19 protein-coding genes are annotated in these 21023 nt (G+C 65.3%); 6 read left to right on the plus strand and 13 right to left on the minus strand.

Translation table 11 applies throughout. The features are described 5' to 3' along the window. The first annotated feature begins 9 nt into the window (after window positions 1-9). The 5 genes from vioE to KO538_RS14975 all read left to right on the plus strand — a co-directional run bounded on the left by vioE (window position 10) and on the right by KO538_RS14975 (window position 4858). Window positions 10-591, plus strand: a complete 582-nt coding sequence (gene vioE, locus KO538_RS14955; protein WP_219328765.1) for a violacein biosynthesis enzyme VioE — start codon at window positions 10-12, stop codon at window positions 589-591. A 92-nt stretch (window positions 592-683) separates the two neighbouring features. Beyond that, a complete protein-coding gene (locus KO538_RS14960; RefSeq protein WP_219328766.1) occupies window positions 684-1847 on the plus strand; it encodes an MFS transporter in 1164 nt (387 codons plus the stop codon). A 129-nt stretch (window positions 1848-1976) separates the two neighbouring features. Further along, window positions 1977-3026 carry a helix-turn-helix domain-containing protein gene (locus KO538_RS14965; protein ID WP_219328767.1) on the plus strand — a complete coding sequence of 350 codons (1050 nt, stop codon included), beginning with the start codon at window positions 1977-1979 and terminating at the stop codon, window positions 3024-3026. 120 nt (window positions 3027-3146) lie between these two features. After that, the gene (locus tag KO538_RS14970; protein WP_219328768.1) at window positions 3147-4505 is read left to right on the plus strand and encodes a Vps62-related protein; all 1359 of its coding nucleotides are present in this window, start codon (window positions 3147-3149) and stop codon (window positions 4503-4505) included. A gap of 65 nt (window positions 4506-4570) precedes the next feature. Beyond that, window positions 4571-4858 (plus strand): hypothetical protein, encoded by a 288-nt coding sequence (locus tag KO538_RS14975; RefSeq protein WP_034755607.1) that lies wholly within the window; start codon window positions 4571-4573, stop codon window positions 4856-4858. 93 nt (window positions 4859-4951) lie between these two features. Here the strand turns inward: KO538_RS14975 and yddG are convergent, their stop codons facing one another. Continuing rightward, window positions 4952-5857, minus strand: coding sequence for an aromatic amino acid DMT transporter YddG (gene yddG, locus KO538_RS14980; RefSeq protein ID WP_219328769.1), 906 nt, complete (start codon window positions 5855-5857; stop codon window positions 4952-4954). 176 nt (window positions 5858-6033) lie between these two features. Between yddG and KO538_RS14985 the strand changes: the two genes are divergently transcribed. Next, window positions 6034-7512, plus strand: coding sequence for a hypothetical protein (locus KO538_RS14985; RefSeq protein ID WP_219328770.1), 1479 nt, complete (start codon window positions 6034-6036; stop codon window positions 7510-7512). On the opposite strand, the gene KO538_RS14990 is transcribed toward KO538_RS14985, so the two are convergent. The 12 genes from KO538_RS14990 to KO538_RS15045 all read right to left on the minus strand — a co-directional run bounded on the left by KO538_RS14990 (window position 7509) and on the right by KO538_RS15045 (window position 21022). Further along, window positions 7509-7937: a hypothetical protein gene (locus KO538_RS14990; RefSeq protein ID WP_219328771.1), complete on the minus strand. Its 429-nt coding sequence runs from the start codon at window positions 7935-7937 to the stop codon at window positions 7509-7511. The two genes, KO538_RS14985 and KO538_RS14990, sit on opposite strands and share 4 nt — an antisense overlap. Before the next feature lie 66 nt (window positions 7938-8003). Continuing rightward, window positions 8004-9602: a long-chain-fatty-acid--CoA ligase gene (locus KO538_RS14995; RefSeq protein ID WP_257620379.1), complete on the minus strand. Its 1599-nt coding sequence runs from the start codon at window positions 9600-9602 to the stop codon at window positions 8004-8006. Window positions 9603-9604: 2 nt separating this feature from the next. Then, on the minus strand, window positions 9605-11044 hold the full coding sequence (locus KO538_RS15000; protein WP_219328772.1) for an aldehyde dehydrogenase: 1440 nt from the start codon (window positions 11042-11044) through the stop codon (window positions 9605-9607). Window positions 11045-11125: 81 nt separating this feature from the next. Then, window positions 11126-12346: an acyl-CoA dehydrogenase family protein gene (locus tag KO538_RS15005; protein ID WP_034755603.1), complete on the minus strand. Its 1221-nt coding sequence runs from the start codon at window positions 12344-12346 to the stop codon at window positions 11126-11128. 48 nt (window positions 12347-12394) lie between these two features. Further along, a complete protein-coding gene (locus tag KO538_RS15010; RefSeq protein ID WP_219328773.1) occupies window positions 12395-13108 on the minus strand; it encodes an OmpW family protein in 714 nt (237 codons plus the stop codon). A gap of 180 nt (window positions 13109-13288) precedes the next feature. Further along, on the minus strand, window positions 13289-13642 hold the full coding sequence (locus tag KO538_RS15015; RefSeq protein WP_219328774.1) for a hypothetical protein: 354 nt from the start codon (window positions 13640-13642) through the stop codon (window positions 13289-13291). A gap of 34 nt (window positions 13643-13676) precedes the next feature. Then, window positions 13677-14804 (minus strand): acyl-CoA dehydrogenase family protein, encoded by a 1128-nt coding sequence (locus KO538_RS15020; RefSeq protein WP_219328775.1) that lies wholly within the window; start codon window positions 14802-14804, stop codon window positions 13677-13679. Between the two features lie 3 nt (window positions 14805-14807). Then, on the minus strand, window positions 14808-15617 hold the full coding sequence (locus KO538_RS15025) for an SDR family NAD(P)-dependent oxidoreductase (protein WP_219328776.1): 810 nt from the start codon (window positions 15615-15617) through the stop codon (window positions 14808-14810). 45 nt (window positions 15618-15662) lie between these two features. Then, a complete protein-coding gene (locus KO538_RS15030) occupies window positions 15663-16451 on the minus strand; it encodes an enoyl-CoA hydratase/isomerase family protein (protein ID WP_257620380.1) in 789 nt (262 codons plus the stop codon). Window positions 16452-16456: 5 nt separating this feature from the next. Further along, complete coding sequence (locus KO538_RS15035; RefSeq protein WP_219328777.1) at window positions 16457-18598, minus strand: 3-hydroxyacyl-CoA dehydrogenase NAD-binding domain-containing protein; 2142 nt, start codon at window positions 18596-18598, stop codon at window positions 16457-16459. 47 nt (window positions 18599-18645) lie between these two features. Beyond that, window positions 18646-19854, minus strand: coding sequence for an acetyl-CoA C-acetyltransferase (locus tag KO538_RS15040; protein ID WP_219328778.1), 1209 nt, complete (start codon window positions 19852-19854; stop codon window positions 18646-18648). 100 nt (window positions 19855-19954) lie between these two features. Further along, window positions 19955-21022, minus strand: a complete 1068-nt coding sequence (locus KO538_RS15045; protein ID WP_051991679.1) for a 2Fe-2S iron-sulfur cluster binding domain-containing protein — start codon at window positions 21020-21022, stop codon at window positions 19955-19957. Window position 21023: the final 1 nt, after the last annotated feature.

The raw sequence follows: 21023 nt of genomic DNA on the forward strand, positions 1-21023 counted from the left end.
GGAGATACCATGCCGACACACGTCTCCCCGCCGCTGCTGCCGATACAATGGAGCAGCGCCTATGTTTCCTACTGGACGCCGATGCAGGAGGACGACCAGGTCACGTCCGGCTATTGCTGGTTCGACTATGCGCGCAACATCTGCCGCATCGATGGCCTGTTCAACCCCTGGCCGGAAAAGGAACATGGACACCTGCTGTGGATGTCGGAAATCGGCGACGCCAGGCGTGAACAAAGCCGCAAGCAGAAAGTGGCTTATGCACGGCAGGCGCAGGTAACTGGCGAGCTGCTGCAGGAAACGGCGCTGGCCGACGAGGTGACGCCGTTTCAGGCGCTGTTCCTGCCGCAAGCGGTGCTGCTGGACGGCGGCGCCCGTCACGACGGCCGCCACAGCGTGCTGGGCCGGGAGGCGGATGCCTGGGTAGTCGAGCCAGCGGGCAAGCCGCCATCGGTGTTTTACCTGGAGGCCGATGGCAACCGCCTGCTGCGCATGGTCACCGGCAACGACCCGCAGCACCGTTCGGTACGCGACTTTCCCAACCTGTCTGTCGGCGACATTCCGGACAGCATCTTTACGTCTTGCAACACCTGACCAGGGCATGGCGCGCGCCAGGGCCGCATGCGGCCGGCGCGCGCGCCATCCCTGGCTAGTGTTTTTTGTTATTACTCTCGAAGGATATTGCTATGCCGCTGGTTGTTTACATTCTGGGGTTGACGATCTTTTCGTTAACCACCTCCGAATTCATGGTGGCGGGCATGATGCCGTCACTGGCCCTGGCCATGGACGAACCTGTGACACGGATCGGCTATCTGATCTCCCTCTACGCCATGGGCATGGTCATCGGCGGACCGCTGAGCACCATCGTCCTGCTCAAGCTGCGCGTGCCGAACAAGCAGGGGCTGCTGTGGCTGCTGGGCTTTTATGTCCTGGCCCAATCCGTCGCCGCCTCCGCCACCAGCTATGACGTCCTGGCCGTCGCGCGGGTGGTCACGGGCGTGGCCGCCGCCACCTGCTTTGGCCTGTCTCTGGCGATCTGCGCCGACATCGTTGCTCCCAACGCACGCGGACGCGCCGCCGCCGTCGTGATCGGCGGCCTCATGCTCGCTTCGGTGGTGGGCGTGCCGGTCGCCACCCTCATCGACCAGCACCTGGGATGGCGCGCCAGCTTCTGGCTGGTGGTGCTGCTCGCGCTGATGTGCCTGGCGCTCATCACCGTGCTGGTGCCGCGCACCAAGCCATCCGAAGTCGTCAGCCTCGGCAATGAACTGGCAGAGTTCCGCAACCGCCACCTGTGGGCGGCGTATGCCAGCAGCGGCCTCATCATCGGCGCGATTTTCGCGGCATTCAGCTACTTCGCGGCCATCCTGACGGAAATTACGGGTTTTCCGACGTCCGCTATCCCCTGGCTGCTGGGCGTCTACGGCATCGCCAATGTAGTGGGCAATGGCGTGGTCGGCCGTTATGCGGACCGCTACACCACCGTCATCATGGTCTGGGGCATGGTCATCCTCAGTATCAGCCTGGCGCTGTTCGCCGTCTTTGCGCACGACAAGACCATCAGCGTTGCCCTGCTGGTCGTCACGGGCCTGGTCGGCATGTCGATGAATCCCGCCATCATCGCCCGCGTGATGAAGACCGCCCATCCGGGGCCGCTGGTCAACACCGTCCATACCTCGGTCATCAACATCGGCCTGGGCGCCGGCTCATGGCTCGGCGGCCTCGGCATCGCCGCCGGCTACGGCTTGCGCTCGCCGCTGTGGGTCGGTGTCGCGCTGGCCATACTTGGTCTCATCAGCTTGCTGCCTTACCTCGGACATAAGTCGCGCGATTCGGTGCTGTCGCATTAGCGGCTGGCGACGTGTCTTGACGGCCAGGCCCAATCCCGGCAAGATCATGGTGCTGGCTGACAAGCTGCCGGCAACAGCTACCCTCTAGCGCTGGAGCCACCACCATTGAGCCAGGAATATTCCACGGCGATGCGCGACCTACTTGCCGCGCGTGACATCAGGCATGCCCGCACGCCGCCCGTCAGCGGGCTGACGCGGCAGCACTTCAGCGTCGCCAGCGAGCACAAGGAACTGCAGCTACTGGCCTGGCGCGATTATCTGGGCCGGTTCCTTGACCTCCAGGTAAGGCGCCAGCAGCTGGGCAATGGCTTTCACGCAGAACTCGACACGTACTTGCTGCCGGACATGGCATATCTGGATAGCCGCACGGACGCGGTTACCCAGCTGCGCAGCAATGAGCGCATCTCCACCGACAGCATGCGCGATTTCGTCTTTCACATCGCCGTGCAGGGCATTATCGAGACCAGCACGGCGCGCCCCAGCGCAAAAGCGCTGCAATACACGCCAGGCATACTGGCCCTGGACATGAACCAGCCGATGCGCATGGTGCGGCCGACGCGGGCGCATGTACTGGCCTTCTTCCTGCCCCGTGCCGCGGTCAGCGCGCACCTGCCCGACGCCGAAGCCATTCATGGCCGCATCGTCGGCTATACCACGCCACTGACGCGCATGCTGCCGGCTTACCTGAATATCCTATGCCAGCGCCTGCCAGCGCTGCCGGCAGATCAGCAAGAGCAGACGCTACGCACGTGCGCCCGGCTGATCATTGCCGCATTTGCCAAGCAGCAGCGCCTGGAAGAGCATGGGCGCGCTGTCGCCCGCGCCGCGCTGCAGGGACAGATCGAACACTATATCCAGGCGAACCTGCACGAGGAACACCTGACGCCGGACGGCGTGATGCGGGCGTTTCCCGTCGCGCGCTCGACCATCTACCGCCTGTTTGAATCCCAGGGGGGCCTGGCCGCCTACATCCGCCATTGCCGCCTGCGCGACGCGGCACATGAACTGACCAGTATGCGCCATCTTGCCGTGACGCAGATCGGGCTGGGACTGGGCTTCAACAGCGCCTCCGATTTCTCACGCGCGTTCAGCCGCGCGTATGGCATGTCGCCGCGCGATTTTCGTGAACAATTCGGGAACAGTTCAGGAGCAGTCCGGAATGATCTTTCCTCAAAATAATATTTTAAAAAAGTGAAACAGGGTGTCAAGTCGGCATGAACCGGGGATGGAGAATCAAGTTCCCTACCCGCCCGCGACAGCTGCGGGACCGGTTCCTACTCTCGACGGAGTTCTGCACCCATGCGTAACGACAACAACAATGCCACCTTCGCCCCCGCCCTGGCTCCGTACAATGAAAAGGCGAACGCCGCCATCGTCAAGGCGGTGCGCGCCAGGGACTGGACAAAGACGGCGGTGCGCTACGGTGAAATTTGTTTGACTTTGGCCAAGCCGGATGAGTTCACCGAAGTATGGAGCCAACTGGACCTGAGCACGTTCCCCCCCGACCTGAACAACATGCCGTGGATCGGCCTTTACCATTTCACGGGCAGCGGGCAGCGCGATGCGAATTGCCTGCCCGTCGGCGACATCGCGGTGTCCACCAGACTGGCTCCGCCGTATCAGCCGCCCCGGGCATCTCCCATGTTTTACCTGTCACCGTGCCCGGAAGCGCCGCCGTCCGCCCTGGGTCCCGCATTGGCGCATCCGACGGGGTTCCGTTTTCTGGTCAATGACAGAGGCTCCAAAAACCCCCGGGACATCTGCTACTGGCAGCCCATTGCGCCCGATGGCTATTACGCGCTTGGCATCTGCTTTAACGCCAGGGAACCAGACAGAAGCAAGTACTGGTGCGTGAGAAAAGACCTGTGCATTTCCGTCGACAAGATCCGCGTATGGCAAGAACACGGATGGCAAGGCAGCGGCAGCGTGGAAGCGCCGAAGGCGCGGCCGGACAAATGGAAGGATGTTCAGGACGGATATGTCCTTTTGTCGCCGCTGGCGTATACCTATGGCAGCTTGCCGGCATTTTACTTGCGCCTGCCCATGGCCTGCCTCGACGTGGAGCCATTTGATTTTCCAGGCCCGCCACGGCCGGAGCTGGACCCGGCAATTGTGGTCAACCACAAGCTGAAGGCCGGCTTGAGCCCAGTCGTGATCGTCCCGTTTACCGCCATCCCCGGTGACGCCAGCAACGTACCCGACCAGCCATATACGTCACCCTTCTATTTCATCGCCGCCCAGCCGTATTACTTTTGCTACAACGTGTTATCGCCGACCGGGGGCGGCACCACGACGACAACCTACCGCGTCGGCGTGACCAAAGAAGAATCCACGACCTTCGAACGGTCGACGTCGATCACCACGAATGTCGAGGTCGGTGCCGTGTTCGAAGGTCCCACCGCCTCGGCATCCCTTTCCATGACCAACACATTTTCATTAACGCAGCTAAGCGGCCGCACGGAAGAGACCAGCGTCGAATATTCGGAACAGCTGATCTTCAAGGAAACGGCGCGTGTATGGCAATGGCAATTGCTGACCGACCTGGTGGTGACGCGCTCGGATGGGACGCAGATCAGGCCCATCGCCTACCGGAATCAGGACCGCACCAACATTCCCCCGCCGGACAAGGCGAGCCCGCCAGAAGCTATGGAAAATTGAATCGCCGTTCTTTCCCAGCAGTACAACAGTGTGTTTGACATTTCTCATCCAACCAGGAGGTTTATATGAAACTGCAACGTCTGTTTTGCCTTGTCGCCTTGATCTCGGCGGTTTCCATGGCGGGTGCCGCCAAGCAGGAGAAGGAAACACCCAAGGAAAATGCGGCGGCCAGCCCGGCTACCACCAAGGCAGAGAAGGATGCCGCCGCGGACCAGCAAGGCCACGCCCCTTGCTGGTCCGCGCGGCAATGCAGCGGCAAATCCAGGCCCAATCTCACGCTTGAAGCGTGCAAGCGGGGCAGCTTCGGCAAGTCGTGGGGACTCGCTCCCGGTCCGGGCTGCAGGACTTTCTGATGGCGATACCTTGATCCTGCCCGCATGGCGCGGGCGTCAATAGCCCCGCCCGCACCGCCTGGCCGGTTGCGCGGCGGCGTGTTTCGGCTAGTGCTAGCTGATGACCGGCCTGGCACGTCCCGCCCGCGTCGCCAGCCAGCACAGGATGGCACCGCCGCACACCATGGCCGCGCCTTGCCAGAAGGCCAGTGACAGCGGCGTGCGCAGCAGCAGCGACGACAGCGCGGCGGACAGCACGGGAATGAAATACGAGGCGCCAGCCAGGATAGTGACGTTACCGTGAAGAATACCCACGTTCCACGCGGCGTAGCCAAAGCCCATGGCGCCGGCGGCCAGGACCAGATAGATGATGGCCTCGGCGGTGAATGCCATCTGGCCGCCCCCTTGCAGCAGGTACTTGGTCCACAAGCTGATGGAAACGAGGATGAAGAACAGGGTCACGCCATTCTTGCCCTGCGCAAGGCGCGCCGTCACGGTGCAGTACGCGGCCCAGATCAGTGCGCCCGCGAAGGCCAGGCCATAGCTGAGCGGGCTGCTCCGCACATTGGCCACGGTGCCGGCCAGGTCAAAGCCCTGCTCGCCGCCCAGCACCCAGCAGATGCCGGCGACGGACAGCAGGAAACCTGGCACGATGAGGAAATTGCTCTTTTGCCCGTTGAACACGATGGCCGCAACAATGGTGAAGGTCGGCCACAGGTAATTCACCATGCCCACCTCGATGGCCTGGCGCGCCGTGCCCGCATAGCCTATCGATAGCGCCAGGCACAGCTCATAGGTAACGAACAGCACGCTGCCCCAGACCAGGTAGCGCCGCGGAAATTCGCTCAGCCTCGGATAACCCACGGACAGCAGCAGGAACACTGACGCCACGCTGTACATCATCGCCGCCCCGCCCGTGGGCCCCAGCAGGTCCGTGACACTGCGGATCAGCCCGATAATCGAGCTCCACAGCAGAATGGCGCCCAGTCCGGTCAGGGTGGCCTTGTTGGTATTTTTCATGTGTATGTCATTCAGGTGAGGCAATCAAACGCCCGGCGGCACCAGCCAGGCGCCGGGCTTGCGAGACCATACACGGTGTCGTTCGCCAGGGCAATCAGCGGTGACAATTATTGAGATTTCATCAATTATTTGCGGATACTATGTCTTTCAATAACTCAACTTAAACAGGTGCACTCATGTCCGCTCCCAAGTCAGTGTCCGCCAGCCTCGCCGTCTTGTTCTGCGCCACCGCAGCCGCCGGCACGCCCGGCTACCAGCCCTTCCCCAAAGGCTATGGCTATCTGGAACCGGCAGAAACCCGCGCGCTGCAGATGGCGGTAAAGACAGGCGACAACGCCGTCGTGCGCGCGCACGGCTGGCGTTTGTGGGCCGGCATCATGCAGCCGGCCGCCGGCCTGGACTGGCCAGTCTGGTACACCTGGCCCAACGGCACCGACGCGTTCGCCGACACGGCGGCGTTGAGCGGCGATGCGGCAGCCGCCACGGCGGAGGTGAAGCCAGCCAAGCGCCGCATGGGCCGCCTGGGGGCGAGCACTTTGACTCCCGTCAACGTGCAAAACACACCGTTTTACCGCATCCCGGAACAGGTCATCGCCGCATATCCTGGCGCCATAGTCCGCACGACGGAAGGGGGAAAAGTCAAAATCAGCATCCGCGACGGCATCCACTTCGCCTTCAACGGCGATATCATGATCGCGACGGAATCGCTGAGCAAGGAGGCGCTCGATTTCATCCGCGATCCCAAGCAGCCCGTCTACAAGCAAAGCACGCTCGATGCCTTGTACAGCAAGGACGATCCAGCCAAGCGCGTGCACAATCTGAATGCGCCAGCCAGCTATGTCGTGACCAAGCACATGTATTGGCCCGTCAAAGCCAGGGGATTGACCGCATTGCCCGTGTGGCACGACGACTTCAGCGCCAAATATACCGGTTATGCGGGCTACGAAAAGTGGCGTACGGCCATTGCCATCGACCCGGACGGCAAGCAGGTCGGCCAGATGGCCAAGGTCAGCTATCTGCACGGCCTGTACCAGCACGATACCACCACGCCATGGCCCGTCATCACCAAAGCCGCCAAGGTATACGGTTTGCAGGACTTCTACCACCACAAGGTGAGTGCGGCCGACTGGGCCAGCTTCGACGAAGCCGACAAGGCCATCATCAACGCCGCCAGCTACTGGCTGAACGGCCAGCCCTTCGGCGCCGGCGACTACCTGGTCACGGTCGCCATGCACATCAATACCAAGGAAATCCCAAGCTGGGGCTTGCAAAGCGTGTGGTGGTCGGACCGCCCCGACAGCATGCCGTATGCCGCCAACCGCCCGGCCGACATCCAGGCCACGGGACCATGGAAACACTATCTGCTGACGGAAGCCTACGGCATCCCGGAAAAAGGCAACCCGGACCTGCTCCCCGTCGCCACCAACCCGTACATCGAACTGGTGACGCACCCGGTCGGCACCAGCTGCTACACCTGCCACGCCAACGCAGGCTGGCCCAGCAGCTTTAAAGCCATGACACCGGGCGTGGCCAGCTATCAAAATCCGCAATGCCCGAACCTGCGCGCCTCGCTCAACCCCAAGAGTTCGTGCCTGGCACCCTTCACTCTCACGGATTTCCAGTGGATCATCCCGGATCGGGCCGTGGGTAATTAACATACGCCGGGCAATTGCCGCAGCCCGGCTTGACGCCGGGAGGAGCAACTGGAACACTTCGTGCCGCTTGCAAAACATGCGGCCACAACTTCACCTCCGATCATTACCCGGACGCACATCGACCAGCTGGTGCTGCACACGGCGAGGCATAGCCGCTGCAAACAACGCGATATCGCCCTTTTCCTCATGCTTGTCCATACTGGCGCACGTCCAAATGAGATCGCCAGGATGGCCATTGCTGATGACATCGATGCGTCGGGCCAGCACAGCGTCAAATGTCTTGCAGCCTGCAGTCCCGCCGCCAGTTCGCCATTCGGGCACCAGACCGGCACGATGCCCAGCTCGGCCGCCGCTTCCAGCGCCACCTGCTGGCAATCGCTGTCGAAAAACAGCACCCGGACGCCCGCATTGCGCAAGATATACATGACCTCGCGCGCCGCACAACGGTGTTCAGATGCTATATCGATGGCTTCCTTCTGCTATCGTTCGATTCAATTGACATTGCGTCCTCGTCCCTCCCAGAAAGCCTTGCGCAATTCCGTCTTGAGCAGCTTGCCCGCGCCGGACATCGGCAGCGATGGCACCAGCGCCAGGCTACGCGGACACTTGTAGCTGGCGATCAGCCCACGGCAATGCCCATCGAGATCCGCCAAGGTCAGCGTCTGCTCAGGCCGCAGCACGACGACGGCGTGGACGGACTCGCCCCACTGTTCGCTGGGAATGCCGATGACGGCGCAGGACAACACCGCGGGATGGCTGGCAATGGCGTTCTCCACCTCGTTGCTGTACACGTTCTCTCCGCCCGACAATATCATGTCCTTCAGGCGGTCGACGATGAAGACATAGCCCTCGTCATCCATGTAGCCCAGGTCGCCCGTATGCATCCAGCCGCCGCGCAGGGTCGCGGCAGTCGCGGCTTCCTGGTTCAAGTAGCCCTGCATGATGTTCGGACCGCGCAGAACGATCTCGCCAATGCCGCCGGTGGCCGCCTCCCCGCCTTCCGGGTCGATGATACGCACCTCGGTATGGCAAAAGCTGCGCCCGGCCGAACGCAGCCGGCCCGCCTTGCGGCGCTGCGGGTCGTGCTGCTCCGGGGGCAGGATGGTGACCGTGCCCGCCGTCTCCGTCATGCCATACACCTGGTAAAACGCGGCGCCGGGAAATGCCTTGAGCGCCCGTTCTATCAGCGCCTCCGTGGCGGACGACGCGCCGTACACCACATTGCGCACCGAACTGACATCGGTGGCGGCGAAATGCGGGTGGTCGACCAGGGACTGCAGCATCGCCGGCACCAGCAGCAGGTCGCTGATTGCGTGCTCCTGGATCAGCGGCAGCACCGCCTCGGGCCGGTAATGCGCCAGGAAGACATGCGTGCCGCCGCACAGGGTCTGCGCGGCGGTATTGGTCAGGTCGGCCAGGTGGAACATGGGCGCCGCGTGCAGCGACACGGCATGGCCCCGGTACAGCCCTTCGAGCATGGGTCCCATCGCGGCATTGAGCACATTCGCGTGCGACAGCATCACGCCCTTGGCCTGGCCCGTGGTGCCGCCCGTGTAGAACACGCCAAAGATGTCGTCGCCGCCGCGCCCCGCATCGCCGGCTGGCGCATGCGCGGCGATGAGCGCCTCCATGGCGACGCAGTTGGCGGGGCAGCCTCCCTCGCCGCAGAAAATGGCCAGGCGCAAGGCCGGGCAAGCGTCGCGCAAGGCCGTCACGTGGGCGGCGAAACTGGCATCGACGAAGACGATCTCCGAGGCTGAGTCCTTGAGCGCATGCACGATCTCGGCCAGCGACCAGCGGAAGTTGACGGGATTGACCACGCCGCCCGCCCACGGCACGGCCAGGTAATACTCCAGGTAGCGGTCGGAATTGAGGCCCAGCATGGCGATACGCGTCCCGCGCCGGGCACCGTGCGCCTGCAGGCCGGCGGCCAGCCGGGCCACGCGCGCGGCGAGCTGGCGGTACGATTGCAAACGACCGTTGCACACCGTCGCCGTGCGCCCGGGATAGACTTGCGCAGCCCGGTGCAGCCCTTGCGTAAAACGCAGCGCGAAGCCGCCACGGTCGCTGTTTTCTAGTACGTCAGCCATGTTCATCCGATCCGCGCAATCACGCTCTTGGTTTCCAGGTAGTGGTCAAACACGTCCTCGCCGTTCTCGCGGCCCCAGCCCGACTGTTTGAAGCCGCCGAATGGCATCGCCGGATCCGGCGCCAGCTGCGTATTGATCCAGACCGTGCCGGCCTGCAGCTTGCGCGCCAGCTGGTGGGCTGTGGCGAGGTCGCGCGTATGCACGTGGGCCGCCAGGCCGTAGTCGCTGTCGTTGGCCATGGCCACCACTTGCTCCAGGTCGTCGTATGGCGTGGCCACCAGCACGGGGCCAAAAAACTCTTCGCGAAAACCGGGGTTGGCGCGGTCCTCGGTAACGAGGATGGTGGGTTCGACGTAGTAACCGGCGCGCGGCACCTGTCGCCCGCCGCAAAACAGCGTGGCGCCCGCCTTGACGCTGGCGTCGATCCTGGCCAGCACGGAATCCAGCTGCGCCTGGCTGATCAAGGGCCCCAGCAAGGTGGCGGGATCGAGGGGATCGCCGACACCAAACGTGGCCGCCACGCCGGCGATGCCGTCCAGCACTTGCTGGAACTGCTTGCGCGGCGCAAACAGGCGCGTACCGGCAAAGCAGATTTGCCCCGCATGCACGAACACCGACTGCGCCGCGCCGGGAATCGCGCTGTGCATATCCGCGTCGGGCAAGATGATGGTGGGCGACTTGCCGCCCAGCTCCAAGGTAACGCGCTTGAGATCGCTGGCCACGCTGGCGAGAATCTGCTTGCCCACGCGCGTCGATCCCGTAAACGACAGCTTGGCCACGCCGGGATGCTCGACCAGGGCCTGTCCCGTGCCGCCATCGCCGAGCACGACATTGAAGACGCCGGGCGGAAAACCGGCCTCGCGCGCCAGGTGCGCCAGGCGCAGAGCGGAATACGGGGTATTTTGCGCCGGCTTCAGCACCACCGTGCAGCCGGCCGCCAGCGCCGGCGCCAGTTTCCAGACGGCCAGTATCAGAGGGTAATTCCACGGCACGATCAGCCCGACGACGCCAACGGGTTCGCGCAAGGTGTACGCATGGAAGCTGGGACCATGGATGGCGGGCGCTTGCGCCTTGCCGGCCAGCTTGGTCGGCCAGCCCGCGTAATAGCGCAGCCACGCCACCGCATAGGGCACGTCAATGGTGCTGGTGAACGCGATGGGCTTGCCGCTGTCGAGGCTTTCCAGCCTGGCCATGCCTTGCGCGTCCGCTTCGAGCAGGTCGGCGAAGCGGTGCAGCAGGCGCTCGCGCGCGGCTGGCGCCATGTCACGCCAGGCCGGCTCGTCGAAGGCGGCCCGCGCCGCCTGCACGGCGCTATCGACTTCGCCCTTGCCGCTGCGCGGGATGTCGCCGATCACTTCGCCCGTGGCGGGATTGAGCACGTCGATGCGCGGCGCGTGCGTGGCGGCGATGACGCCGCCGATGTAATTGTGTGCAGGCGGCAATGTTACCCCTGCAACAGTTTGAGCATGCTGATCCACGAATGTTCCTTTTCCAATGTTGATGCGGTAAGCCGTCTTGCGCGCCTAGCCCGTGATATCGCGACCGAAGATGCGCCGCGCGACCACCCAGCGCTGCACTTCGTTGGCGCCTTCGTAGATTTCGCCGATCTTCGCGTCGCGATAGATCGATTCGAGCGGGAAATTGCCTCCGGTGCCACGCAGCGTGCGCACGTAGCCATACGCGCCGCAGGCCTGGATGGCGTCGCGCGCCACATCCACCGCCAGTTCCGAGCCGGCCAGCTTGGCCATGGCGGCCTCGGTTTCCGCCTGTCCATGGCGGTCGTAGAGCAGCGCCGCCTTCTGGTACAGGCTGCGCGCGCTTTCCAGGCCCATGGCGTGGTCGGCAAAGCGGAACTGCCAGTGCTGGAAGGCGCCGATCGGCTGGCCGAACACCTTGCGGTGGCTCATGTAGTCGGTGGCAAAGTCGAATGCCGCCTGCGCCATGGCCACGCCGATGGCGCCGATGCCCATGCGGCCCAGCATCAGCGCGCCCAGGGCCGAGCGCAAGCCATCGTCGACCTTGCCGATGACGTGGTCGTCCGGCACGAAGACGGCGTCGAAGCTGACGTCGGCCGTCAGCTGCGCATGGTTGCCCATCTTCAGGTCAGGTTCGCCCACCGTGACGCCGTCGGCATGCATGTCGGCGAACAGAAAGGTTTGCCGTTCGCCGGTGCGGCACAGCACGGCAATATGGTCCGCCGCCACCGAATTGGTGATCCAGCGCTTGCGGCCATCGATGCGCCAGCCGCCGTCGACGCGCGTGGCCAGCGTCTGCATGTTGGCGGGAGACAAGTCGGTGCTGGCCTCGGGCTCGCTGGTGGCAAAGCTGCCGACGAACTGGCCGCGCACCAGTTGCGGCAGATAGCGCTGGCGCAGCGCACCGCCGGCCCGGTCCAGGGTCTGGCCGACGAGGATGGCTTGCCCGTCATACAGGGCCGATGCCAGGCCCGGCGAGTAGTAACCCAGCTCCTCCAGCACCGTGACGGTGGCCAGCGTGGGGAACTCCAGGCCGCGTCCACCCACGTCGGCGGCGAAGGGGATAGCGTACAGCCCTGCCCGCGCCATCGCGTCGAACAGCGCGCGCGGAAAGCCGTCGCGCGCTTCCGGCGTGGTATTGAGCTGATGCGCCTGCGGCCTGAGCACATCATCGGCGAATTGCCGCACTTCGCGGCGAATGGCCCGGGTTTCGTCGGGCAGCAACACATCATGGAACAGCGTATCGGCACAGCGGGAGGGGTGACTCATGGTGCATCCTATGCAGCCTTGCGGCAAGGTCAGTGGTACAAGAAGGGATCAGAAACGGTATTCGAAGCCCGTATGCACGATCAGCGGGTCGAGACCGATGGACACCGCCGCCGGTGGATTGCCCAGCGCGGGCAGCGTACCGCGCGCCTTGGTGTCGACGAACAGCTTGCGCATATCGAAAAAGAACGACCAGCGTTCGGCCAGGGGAATCGCGAAGCCGGCCTGCAGCGCGCCGCCCCAGGCATGGTCGACGTCGAAATCGCGCACGTCGCCATCCTGCGAACTGAAAACGCGCACATACGTCACGCCGGCGCCGATGTAGGGAACGATGCGGCCACGCACGTTGAATTTGTAGATGACGCTCAGCACGGCGGGGCCGTAGCGCACCTCACCAAGATTGCCCGACAGCGGCGGCACCATGGCATTCAGCGTGCCGGCCGTGCTGAGTTTTGCCTTGGGGGGAATGCCGAAGGCAAAGCGGCCCGTCCAGTGCTCATCCAGGTCGTAGCCCAGGTCCAGGCCCAGAGAATAATTCGTCTCCACGTCAATTTGCGCGCCGGGCACGGTGGTGCCCGCCACCTTGACCTGCGTCGATTCATCCCAGTAGACGCCGACAGGACCGCCACGCAAGGTCCAGCGGCTGTCCTGCGCTGCGGCCTGGCCGGCCAGCGCCAGCAGGATGAACAGGCCAAGACCGTGCCTGGCCGGCCGGCGGCCATGGCGCTTGCTTGTAGTTGAAAGGCAAGACAATTGCTCGTACATAAAAGACCCTCTTTCTTTTCTGTTGGATCGGGTGTGCTGAAAAACGCGCGGCCGCCCTGCCTGAACAGGCCGGCCGCCGTGTCGCCAGTGACATCATCGCAACGCCAGCGGCGCCGGGCCCCATGCCTTAGTCGGGTATCGGCTATTGCGCTGCAGCAGCGCGTAGCGCATCGGCCAGGCTCACCCGCCAAAGGCGGCGCGGTACAGCAGATAAATGCCAGCCAGAGCCAGGCTGCCGTGCAGCACGGCCAGCGGCAGCGGCGCGCGCCCGCGAAACAGGAAGCGGAACAGGATCAAACCGCCAGACAAGGCGGCCAAGAGGACGCCCAGCGCCCACCAGGCCAGCGCCGGGGTGGTAGCGGCACCGCACAGGTTGGCGCAGAACACGGCCGCCAGCGCCGCCAACCCCAGCAAGCCGTGCGCCGTGTCGAACCACGGCGGATGGCGCAGGCGCAGCGCCAGCATGAGGGTGAGGGAAATACCGCCGCCAGCGACAGCGGCAAACAGCACGAATACCCATTGCAACAACGTCATATCGTCTCCTTTTTTAGGCTTGATGGACGTGCCATCAGCGTTGCAGTTCGCGTGCGAGTATCAGCTTCTGGATATCGGAAGTGCCTTCGTAGATCTGGCAGACGCGCGCGTCGCGCCAGATCCGCTCGACGGGAAAGTCCTCCACGTAGCCATAGCCGCCAAAGGTTTGCAGGGCCACCGAGCACACCTGCTCCGCCGTTTCAGATGCCACCAGCTTGGCCATGCAAGCTTGCTGCAGCGCGGGCAAGCCCGCATCCTTGAGCCGCGCAGCGGACAGCACCAGTTGCCGCGCCGCTTCCAGCCGCGCGCGCGCATCGGCCAGGCGGAAAGCCACAGCCTGGTGTTCCAGCAGCGTCTTGCCAAAACTGCTGCGCTCGGCGGCATAGGCGATCGCGGCGGACAGCGCGGCCTGCGCCATGCCGACACTTTGCGCGGCGATGCCGATGCGCCCGGCCTCCAGACTGGACAAGGCGATCCGGTAGCCCTCGCCCTCCCCGCCGATCAGGGCATCCTGGGGCAGGCGCAAGCCGTCGAAGCGCAGGCTGCACGTGTCGCTGGCCTTTTGCCCCGTCTTTTGCTCGACCTTGTTGACGTGGTAGCCCGGCGCCGCCGTCGGCACCAGGAAGGCGCTGATGCCCTGCTTTCCCTGCGCCGCGTCGGTGACGGCAAAGACGATCGCGTAGCGGGCGATCTTGCCGCTCGTGATGAACTGCTTTTCACCATCGATGACGTAGCCATCGCCGCTGCGGCGGGCGCGCGTGCGGATGGCCGCCGCGTCCGAGCCGGCATGGCTTTCCGTGAGCGCGAAGGCGCCGATGAACTCGCCGCGAGCGGCTGGCCGCAGCACGCCGTCCTTTTGCGCGGCCGAGCCGTAGCGCTCGAGGACCGCGCAAAACGGCGCGTTGTGGACGCTCATCATGGTCGACACGGCCCCGTCACCCTCGGCCACCGCCATCAATGCCAGCGCATATGCCACATAGTCGGCACCGGCGCCGTCATACTCGGGCGCGACGGTCATGCCCAGCAGACCCAGCGCGGCCAGGCCCTCGATCACCTCCGGCTCGATCGCCTGCGCGCGCTCGCGGCGGGCGGCGCCGGGCGCCAGCACTTCCCGCGCATAGCGTCGCGCCATGGCGTCGATCATTGCATGCTGTTCATCCATGCTTCAGACCGCCGTATAGCCGCCATCGACGTCGAACTCGGCGCCGGTGATATTGCGCGACAAGCCAGAGAGCAGGAACAGCACGGTACCAGCCACATCGTCCGGCTCTGTCAGGCGGCCGTTCGGGATCAGGCCGCGCACGAACGCCAGCGCGTCTTCCGGCGAGCCGACCAGGCCTTCCTGCTGCAATTGCTGCAAGCCCTGGTACAGCAGCGGCGTATTGCCCGGGCCGGGGTGCACGGAATTGACGCGCACATCCGTGCCGGCGCGGGCAAACTCGGCGGCGACCGACTTGCTCAACACCGTGATCGCCCCCTTGCTTGCCGAATAAGCGGCCTGCGCAACGGCCGCCACCTGGCCGAAGACGGAGGAAATATTCACCACCGAAGCGCCGCCGCCCGCCTGCGCCGCCGCCAGCAGCAACGGATAGGCCGTCTGCGTGCCGATCCACACGCTTTCCACGTTAATCGCGTGCAGCGTGCGCAACTCGGCCACGCTGGTGCGCAGGAAAGGCTTGGTCAGCATGCGCCCCGCGTTGTTGACCAGGCCGTCCAGACGGCCATCGGCCAGCTCGCCCACCTGCGCGATGACGCGCTGCCAGTCCGCCTCCGACGTGACGTCGTGGGCAAAGCCCCAGGCCTGGCCGCCAAACGCCGTGCACAGGCGCGCCGTTTCGGCGGCACCGTCTCCATCAAGATCGGTGGCGACGACGCGCGCGCCGGCCTGTGCCAGCCATTCGCTGGTGCGACGGCCAAAGCCGCCCGCCGCGCCCGTCACGAGCACGGTCTTGCCCTGCAAATTCAAGAAATCCATGATGTCCTTGCCTTTATAAAGTGTGATGCATGAAAATAATGACGATTAGCTGCCGTGGAACACGGGGGTGCGCCGTTCGAGGAAGGCCGTGACGCCCTCACGGAAGTCGGCGCTGGCGGTGGCCTGCTTGAAGGCAGCACGCTCGGCTTCCAGGTGCGCGCGCAAAGGCGTGCGCGCGGCCTGCGCCACCAATTGCTTGTAGGCACCCAGGGCGGCGGTTGGCCGCTGCGCCAGGCGCGCCGCCCAGGCCTGCGTTTGCGCCGCCAACTGCTGCGCCGGCACCACCTGGTTGACCAGGCCCGCCTGCAATGCCTGCTGGGCGTCCCAGGTTTCGCCCAACAGCATCAATTCGGCCGCCCGGTGCTGTCCCACCTTGCGCGGCAAGAACCAGGTACCGCCGCAATCGGGCGCGGCGCCGACCCGGTCATACGCCATCAGGAAGCGGCTGTCGTCGGCAGCGATAGCCAGGTCGCAGGCCGCCAGCAGGCTCAGGCCGGCCCCGGCGACGGCGCCGCGCACGCTGCCGAGCACGGGCGCCGCGTGGCCGGCCAGGGTTTCGATGGCCGGATGCAGGGCGTCGAGCAACTGGTCGACCACCGCTGCGGCGTTATCAAAATCGTCGGCGAAGCGCGCCACATCGCCGCCGGCAACAAAGGCCTTGCCGGCGCCCGTCAGGACGATGCAGCGCACGTCATCGCGCGCTCCCAGCGTCAGCACGGCATCGCGGAATGCCTGCGCCGTAGCAACATCAATCGCGTTGAGCACGGCGGGACGGTTGAAAGTGAGCGTGGCGATGCCCAGCGAGGTATCCAGTGTCAAGTCGACCAAGGCCATGGCGTTCACCCGTGAAAGTGGAAATTGTCGGCGGCGGCCGCCACCAGCCGGCCTGGCGGCGTGAAGCGCGGGCCGTGTGCGGCGGCAAGCTGCTGCAGACGCGCCACGAAGCGCGCCGGACCGATCGCGTCGATGGCCGACGCCGGCCCGCCCAGGTAGCTGGGGAAGGCCCAGCCAAGGATGGCGCCAAGGTCGATCTCCCCTGCATCCTGCGCCACCCCATCGGCCCAGCAGCGCGCCGCCTCCAGCAATTGCGCATACAGCAGGCGTTCGCGGATCGCGTCTGGCGACGGCTGGCCGGCTTCACCGAGGCGGTCGGCCAATGCGGCAAGCGTGGCGAGGTCGAGGTGCTTGGGTTCGCTGGCGGGATAGGCATAGAAGCCGGCGCCCTTCTTGCGCCCGTAGCGCTGCGCCAGGGTTTGCGCATCGATGATGGCGTTGACGCGCTGGTGACGGTCATCGGCCCAGTCGCCGTCTTCGCGGCTGCGGAAGAAATGCGCGATGTGGTGCAGCACGTCCAGGCCCACTTCATCGGCCAGGGCCAGCGGACCCACGGGCATGCCCAACGCCACGCCCGCGTTTTCGATGCGCACGGGATCGACGCCGTCGGCCAGCAGGCGGATGCCTTCACGGATGTAGGCGTCGACGCAACGGGTGGTATAAAAACCGTAGCCGTCGTTGACGACGATCGGCGTCTTGCGGATCTGGCGGATGTAGTCCAGCGCGCGCGCCAGCGTTTCATCGGACGTGTCCTTGCCGACGATGACTTCCACCAGGGCCATCTTCGGCACCGGGGAAAAATAGTGCAAGCCGATGAAGTTGCGCGGCCGCACGCTGAAGCGGGCCAGGTCGTCGATCGGCAAGGCCGAAGTATTGCTGGCGAAGATGGCGTGCTCGCCCATCGCCGCCTCGGCGGCGCGGATCACCTGCTCCTTGACCTGCTCGTCTTCGATCACGGCTTCGATCACTAGGTCGCAATCGGCAAACGCCGCATAGTCGGCCGTCGCAACGATGCGCTGCATGGCCAGCCCCCGGGCGTCGGCCGACAAACGGCCCTTGGCGACGTCGTCCTGCAGGGCGCTGGCAATGCCGTCGCGGCTGGCCTGCGCAATCTCCAGGCTGCGGTCGAGCAGCACCACCTTGATGCCCGACAGCGCCGACACCTGAGCGATGCCAGCCCCCATGAAGCCAGAACCGAGGATGCCCAGTTGCGTGACCTTGCTCGCCGGCACCTGTGCCGAGCGGCGCGCCAGCTTGTCGGCCGATTGCTTGGCGAAAAACATGGTGCGGATCAGGTTTTGCGCCGGCAAACCGCGCACCAGGGTCACGAACAGTTTCTGCTCCAGGCGCAATGCCTTGGCCATGGGCAGCTTGCTGCCTTCATACACGGCGCGCAAGATGGCCAGCGGCGCCGGATAGTTGCCACGGGTACTCGCTTGCACGCCGGCATTGGCGCCGGCAAAAGCTGCCGCATTCGCCGGCGTATAGGCATCGCCGCCCGGCAAGCGGAAGCCCTTCTTGTCCCACGGCGCCACAGGATCGACCTTGCCCGCCGCGAGCGCCGCGCGCGCCGCCGCCAGCAACTGCCCGTCCGCCACGACCTCATGCACGAGGCCCGCCTTGCACGCCGCCTGGCCATCCAGTTCGCGCCCCTGCGTCAGCAAGGGCAGGCTGGCCACCAAGCCGATCAGGCGCGGCAGGCGCTGCGTACCGCCGGCGCCAGGCAGCAGTCCCAGCTTGACTTCCGGCAAGGCAAAGCGCGCCGCCGGCGTGGCCACGCGGTAATGGGTCGCCAGCAGCAGCTCCATGCCGGCGCCGAAGGCCACGCCGGCCACCGCGCTCACCACTGGCTTGCCGGCAGTCTCGATGTGGCGGAACAGGTCGCCATACACGGCGATGCCATCGAGCACGGCCAGTTCATCGACGTCCGGCACGGCGAAGCCGGCCATCTGCGCCAGGTCCGCCCCCGCCATGAAACTGCTCTTGCCGCTGGCAATGATGATGGCGTCCACAGCCTCATCAGCGATGGCGGCATCGAAGGCCAGACGCAGTTGTTGGGCAAAGGCCGCATTGAACACATTCATGGTGCGGCCGGGCATGTCGATGGTCAGGATGGCGATCCGCTCGGAAATAGTTGTGTTGATCATGTCAGGAGTCTGTAAAGGTGGAGGAAAGGTAGCGGCAAGCATGCCGCTTACACGCGTTCGATGATGGTGGCCACGCCCATGCCGGCGCCGATGCACAGGCTCACCAGGGCCGTGCCGCCACCCGTGCGTTCCAGTTCATCGAGGGCCGTGCCGAGGATCATGGCGCCGGTGGCGCCCAGCGGATGGCCCATGGCGATCGCGCCGCCATTGACATTGACTTTCGCCGTATCGATGCCCAGCGCATCGATAAAGCGCAAAGGGACGGCGGCGAAGGCTTCGTTGATTTCATACAGGTCGATGTCGCCAGGCCGCATGCCGGCCCGCTTGAGGGCCTTTTCCGCCGCGAACGACGGGCCCGTCAGCATGATCGTCGGTTCGGAACCGATCACGGAAAACGTGCGGATGCGCGCGCGTGGCGTGAGACCGGCCGCCTTGCCCGCCTCGCGGCTGCCCAGCAGCACGGCGCACGCGCCATCGACGATGGCCGACGAATTGCCCGCGTGGTGGCGGTGCTCGATGCGCTCGACTTCCTGGTAGCGCGCGATGGCCAGCGCGTCGAAGCCGCCCCTGGCGCCAAGCTCGGCGAACGAGGGCTTCAGGCCCGCCAGCGAGGCGATGCTGCTGTCGGGCCGGATGGCTTCATCGCGCGCCAGCAGGAGCTGGCCCAGCACGTCATGCACGGGCACCACGGAACGGTCGAAACGCCCCTCCTCCCAGGCGCGGGCGGCCAGCTGGTGGCTGCGCACGGCGTAGGCGTCGAGCTGCTCGCGGGTATAGCCCCACTTGCTGGCCATCAGGTCGGCGCTGATCCCCTGCGGAATGTAATGCGTGAGCGCGGCGACCAGCGGATCGACGCTCCAGGCGCCGCCATCGGACAGGATGGCCACGCGCGACATGGATTCGCAGCCGCCGGCGATGATGAAGTCGGCCGCGCCGGCGGCGATCTTGCCGCTGGCCAGGTTGACCGCTTCCAGGCCGGAGCCGCAGAAGCGGTTGATCTGCACGCCAGCCGTTTGCTCCGAGTAACCGGCCGCCAGGGCCGCCACCCGTGGCAGGCACTGGCCCTGCTCACCCACCGGGCTGACCACGCCGAACACCACGTCGTCCACCAGGGCCGTGTCGAGTGCATTGCGATCGCGCAAATGCGTCAGCACGCTTTGCGCCAGGTGGATGGCGCTCGCCTCGTGCAAGGCGCCATCGGGCTTGCCGCGGCCGCGCGGCGTGCGCACATGGTCATAGATATAAGCTGTTGTCATCGGTATTCCATCTTTCATTGAGAGGAAGGGAGGTCGCCTGGCGGCGACCCTGCATTACTGAAAAAAGTGCCGTCGTTGCCTGGACAGCCAGCACGGCGGTTCAACTGCCGGAAGCCTCGAACTTGTCTGCGTGTATCAGGCCGGCAGGTACGCCCAGCGCCAGCAGCCGCTTCTCCACCGCCACCACCATCGGCAAAGCGCCGCAGACAAAGGTGCTGAGCTGGTGGTAGTCCGACGCCAGCGATTCGTCGAGCACGTCCGTCACCAGGCCGCGCCGGCCCTGCCACGCGCTGCCGCGCGGTTCGTGCGACAGCACGGGAATGACGCGCAAGCGCCCGGCGCCGGCGAGTTGGCGCAGGCGCTCCAGCTTGTCCAGCGCAAACAGGTCGCTGGCACCGCGCACGCCAAAGACGATGGTCACGCGCTGCTGCGGGTAGCGCTGCAGGCGCTGTTCCGCGATCGACAGGATGGGCGCGATGCCGGTGCCGCCGGCAATGCACAACGCATCGCGCGGCGTGTCGTCCAGGCCCATCTGGCCGAACGGCGCTTCCACCCAGATGCGCACGCCGCGTCGGTCCTGCGCCGCCAGCCACTCGGAAAACCGGCCGCCCGGCAAGCGTTTGATGAGGAAACCCACTTGCGTGCTGCCCTGCGCCCCTGGCGGTGCGTCATAGAACGAGAACGAACGGCGCACGAAGGAACCGGATACGGCCAGCGCCGCGTACTGCCCCGCCTCGAAGACCAGCGGGCGCTCCAGCGTGATGCGCAGGTCGATCACGTCGCCGGGCAATTGCTGCCAATGGCTGACCGTGCCCGGCACCGATTGCGGCAGCACCACCTGGTGGTCGATCAGCTCCACTTCGACGCAAAGGTCGCTGCGCACCTTGGCCTGACACGCGAGGATGTAGCCGTCGCGCAGCTCTTCATTGGTCAGCGGCGACAGGGCGAAGTCCACCAACGGGCTGATCTGTCCGGATACCAGGCGCGTCTTGCAGCGCCCGCACGTTCCCACCCGGCAGCTATGCGGATAATTGATGCCCTGCTCCAGCGCCGCCAGCAGCAGCAAGTCGCCACGCCCGGCGGCGAAACCCTCCTGGCCGCCGCCCAGCGTGATCTGGCAGCGGCGCGCGCCGCCGCCCGTGGCGGGCGCCACAGTGTTGTTTGTCATG

Source organism: Janthinobacterium sp. NKUCC08_JDC (assembly GCF_019345575.1).
Lineage (GTDB): Bacteria > Pseudomonadota > Gammaproteobacteria > Burkholderiales > Burkholderiaceae_D > Janthinobacterium > Janthinobacterium aestuarii.

Coding starts and splice junctions, on each gene's coding strand:
- vioE (WP_219328765.1), top strand. CDS start 10: ATGCCGACACACGTCTCCCCGCCGCTGCTGCCGATACAATGGAGCAGC.
- KO538_RS14960 (WP_219328766.1), top strand. CDS start 684: ATGCCGCTGGTTGTTTACATTCTGGGGTTGACGATCTTTTCGTTAACC.
- KO538_RS14965 (WP_219328767.1), top strand. CDS start 1,977: ATGCGCGACCTACTTGCCGCGCGTGACATCAGGCATGCCCGCACGCCG.
- KO538_RS14970 (WP_219328768.1), top strand. CDS start 3,147: ATGCGTAACGACAACAACAATGCCACCTTCGCCCCCGCCCTGGCTCCG.
- KO538_RS14975 (WP_034755607.1), top strand. CDS start 4,571: ATGAAACTGCAACGTCTGTTTTGCCTTGTCGCCTTGATCTCGGCGGTT.
- yddG (WP_219328769.1), bottom strand. CDS start 5,857: ATGAAAAATACCAACAAGGCCACCCTGACCGGACTGGGCGCCATTCTG.
- KO538_RS14985 (WP_219328770.1), top strand. CDS start 6,034: ATGTCCGCTCCCAAGTCAGTGTCCGCCAGCCTCGCCGTCTTGTTCTGC.
- KO538_RS14990 (WP_219328771.1), bottom strand. CDS start 7,937: ATGTATATCTTGCGCAATGCGGGCGTCCGGGTGCTGTTTTTCGACAGC.
- KO538_RS14995 (WP_257620379.1), bottom strand. CDS start 9,602: ATGGCTGACGTACTAGAAAACAGCGACCGTGGCGGCTTCGCGCTGCGT.
- KO538_RS15005 (WP_034755603.1), bottom strand. CDS start 12,346: ATGAGTCACCCCTCCCGCTGTGCCGATACGCTGTTCCATGATGTGTTG.
- KO538_RS15010 (WP_219328773.1), bottom strand. CDS start 13,108: ATGTACGAGCAATTGTCTTGCCTTTCAACTACAAGCAAGCGCCATGGC.
- KO538_RS15015 (WP_219328774.1), bottom strand. CDS start 13,642: ATGACGTTGTTGCAATGGGTATTCGTGCTGTTTGCCGCTGTCGCTGGC.
- KO538_RS15020 (WP_219328775.1), bottom strand. CDS start 14,804: ATGGATGAACAGCATGCAATGATCGACGCCATGGCGCGACGCTATGCG.
- KO538_RS15025 (WP_219328776.1), bottom strand. CDS start 15,617: ATGGATTTCTTGAATTTGCAGGGCAAGACCGTGCTCGTGACGGGCGCG.
- KO538_RS15030 (WP_257620380.1), bottom strand. CDS start 16,451: ATGGCCTTGGTCGACTTGACACTGGATACCTCGCTGGGCATCGCCACG.
- KO538_RS15035 (WP_219328777.1), bottom strand. CDS start 18,598: ATGATCAACACAACTATTTCCGAGCGGATCGCCATCCTGACCATCGAC.
- KO538_RS15040 (WP_219328778.1), bottom strand. CDS start 19,854: ATGACAACAGCTTATATCTATGACCATGTGCGCACGCCGCGCGGCCGC.
- KO538_RS15045 (WP_051991679.1), bottom strand. CDS start 21,022: ATGACAAACAACACTGTGGCGCCCGCCACGGGCGGCGGCGCGCGCCGC.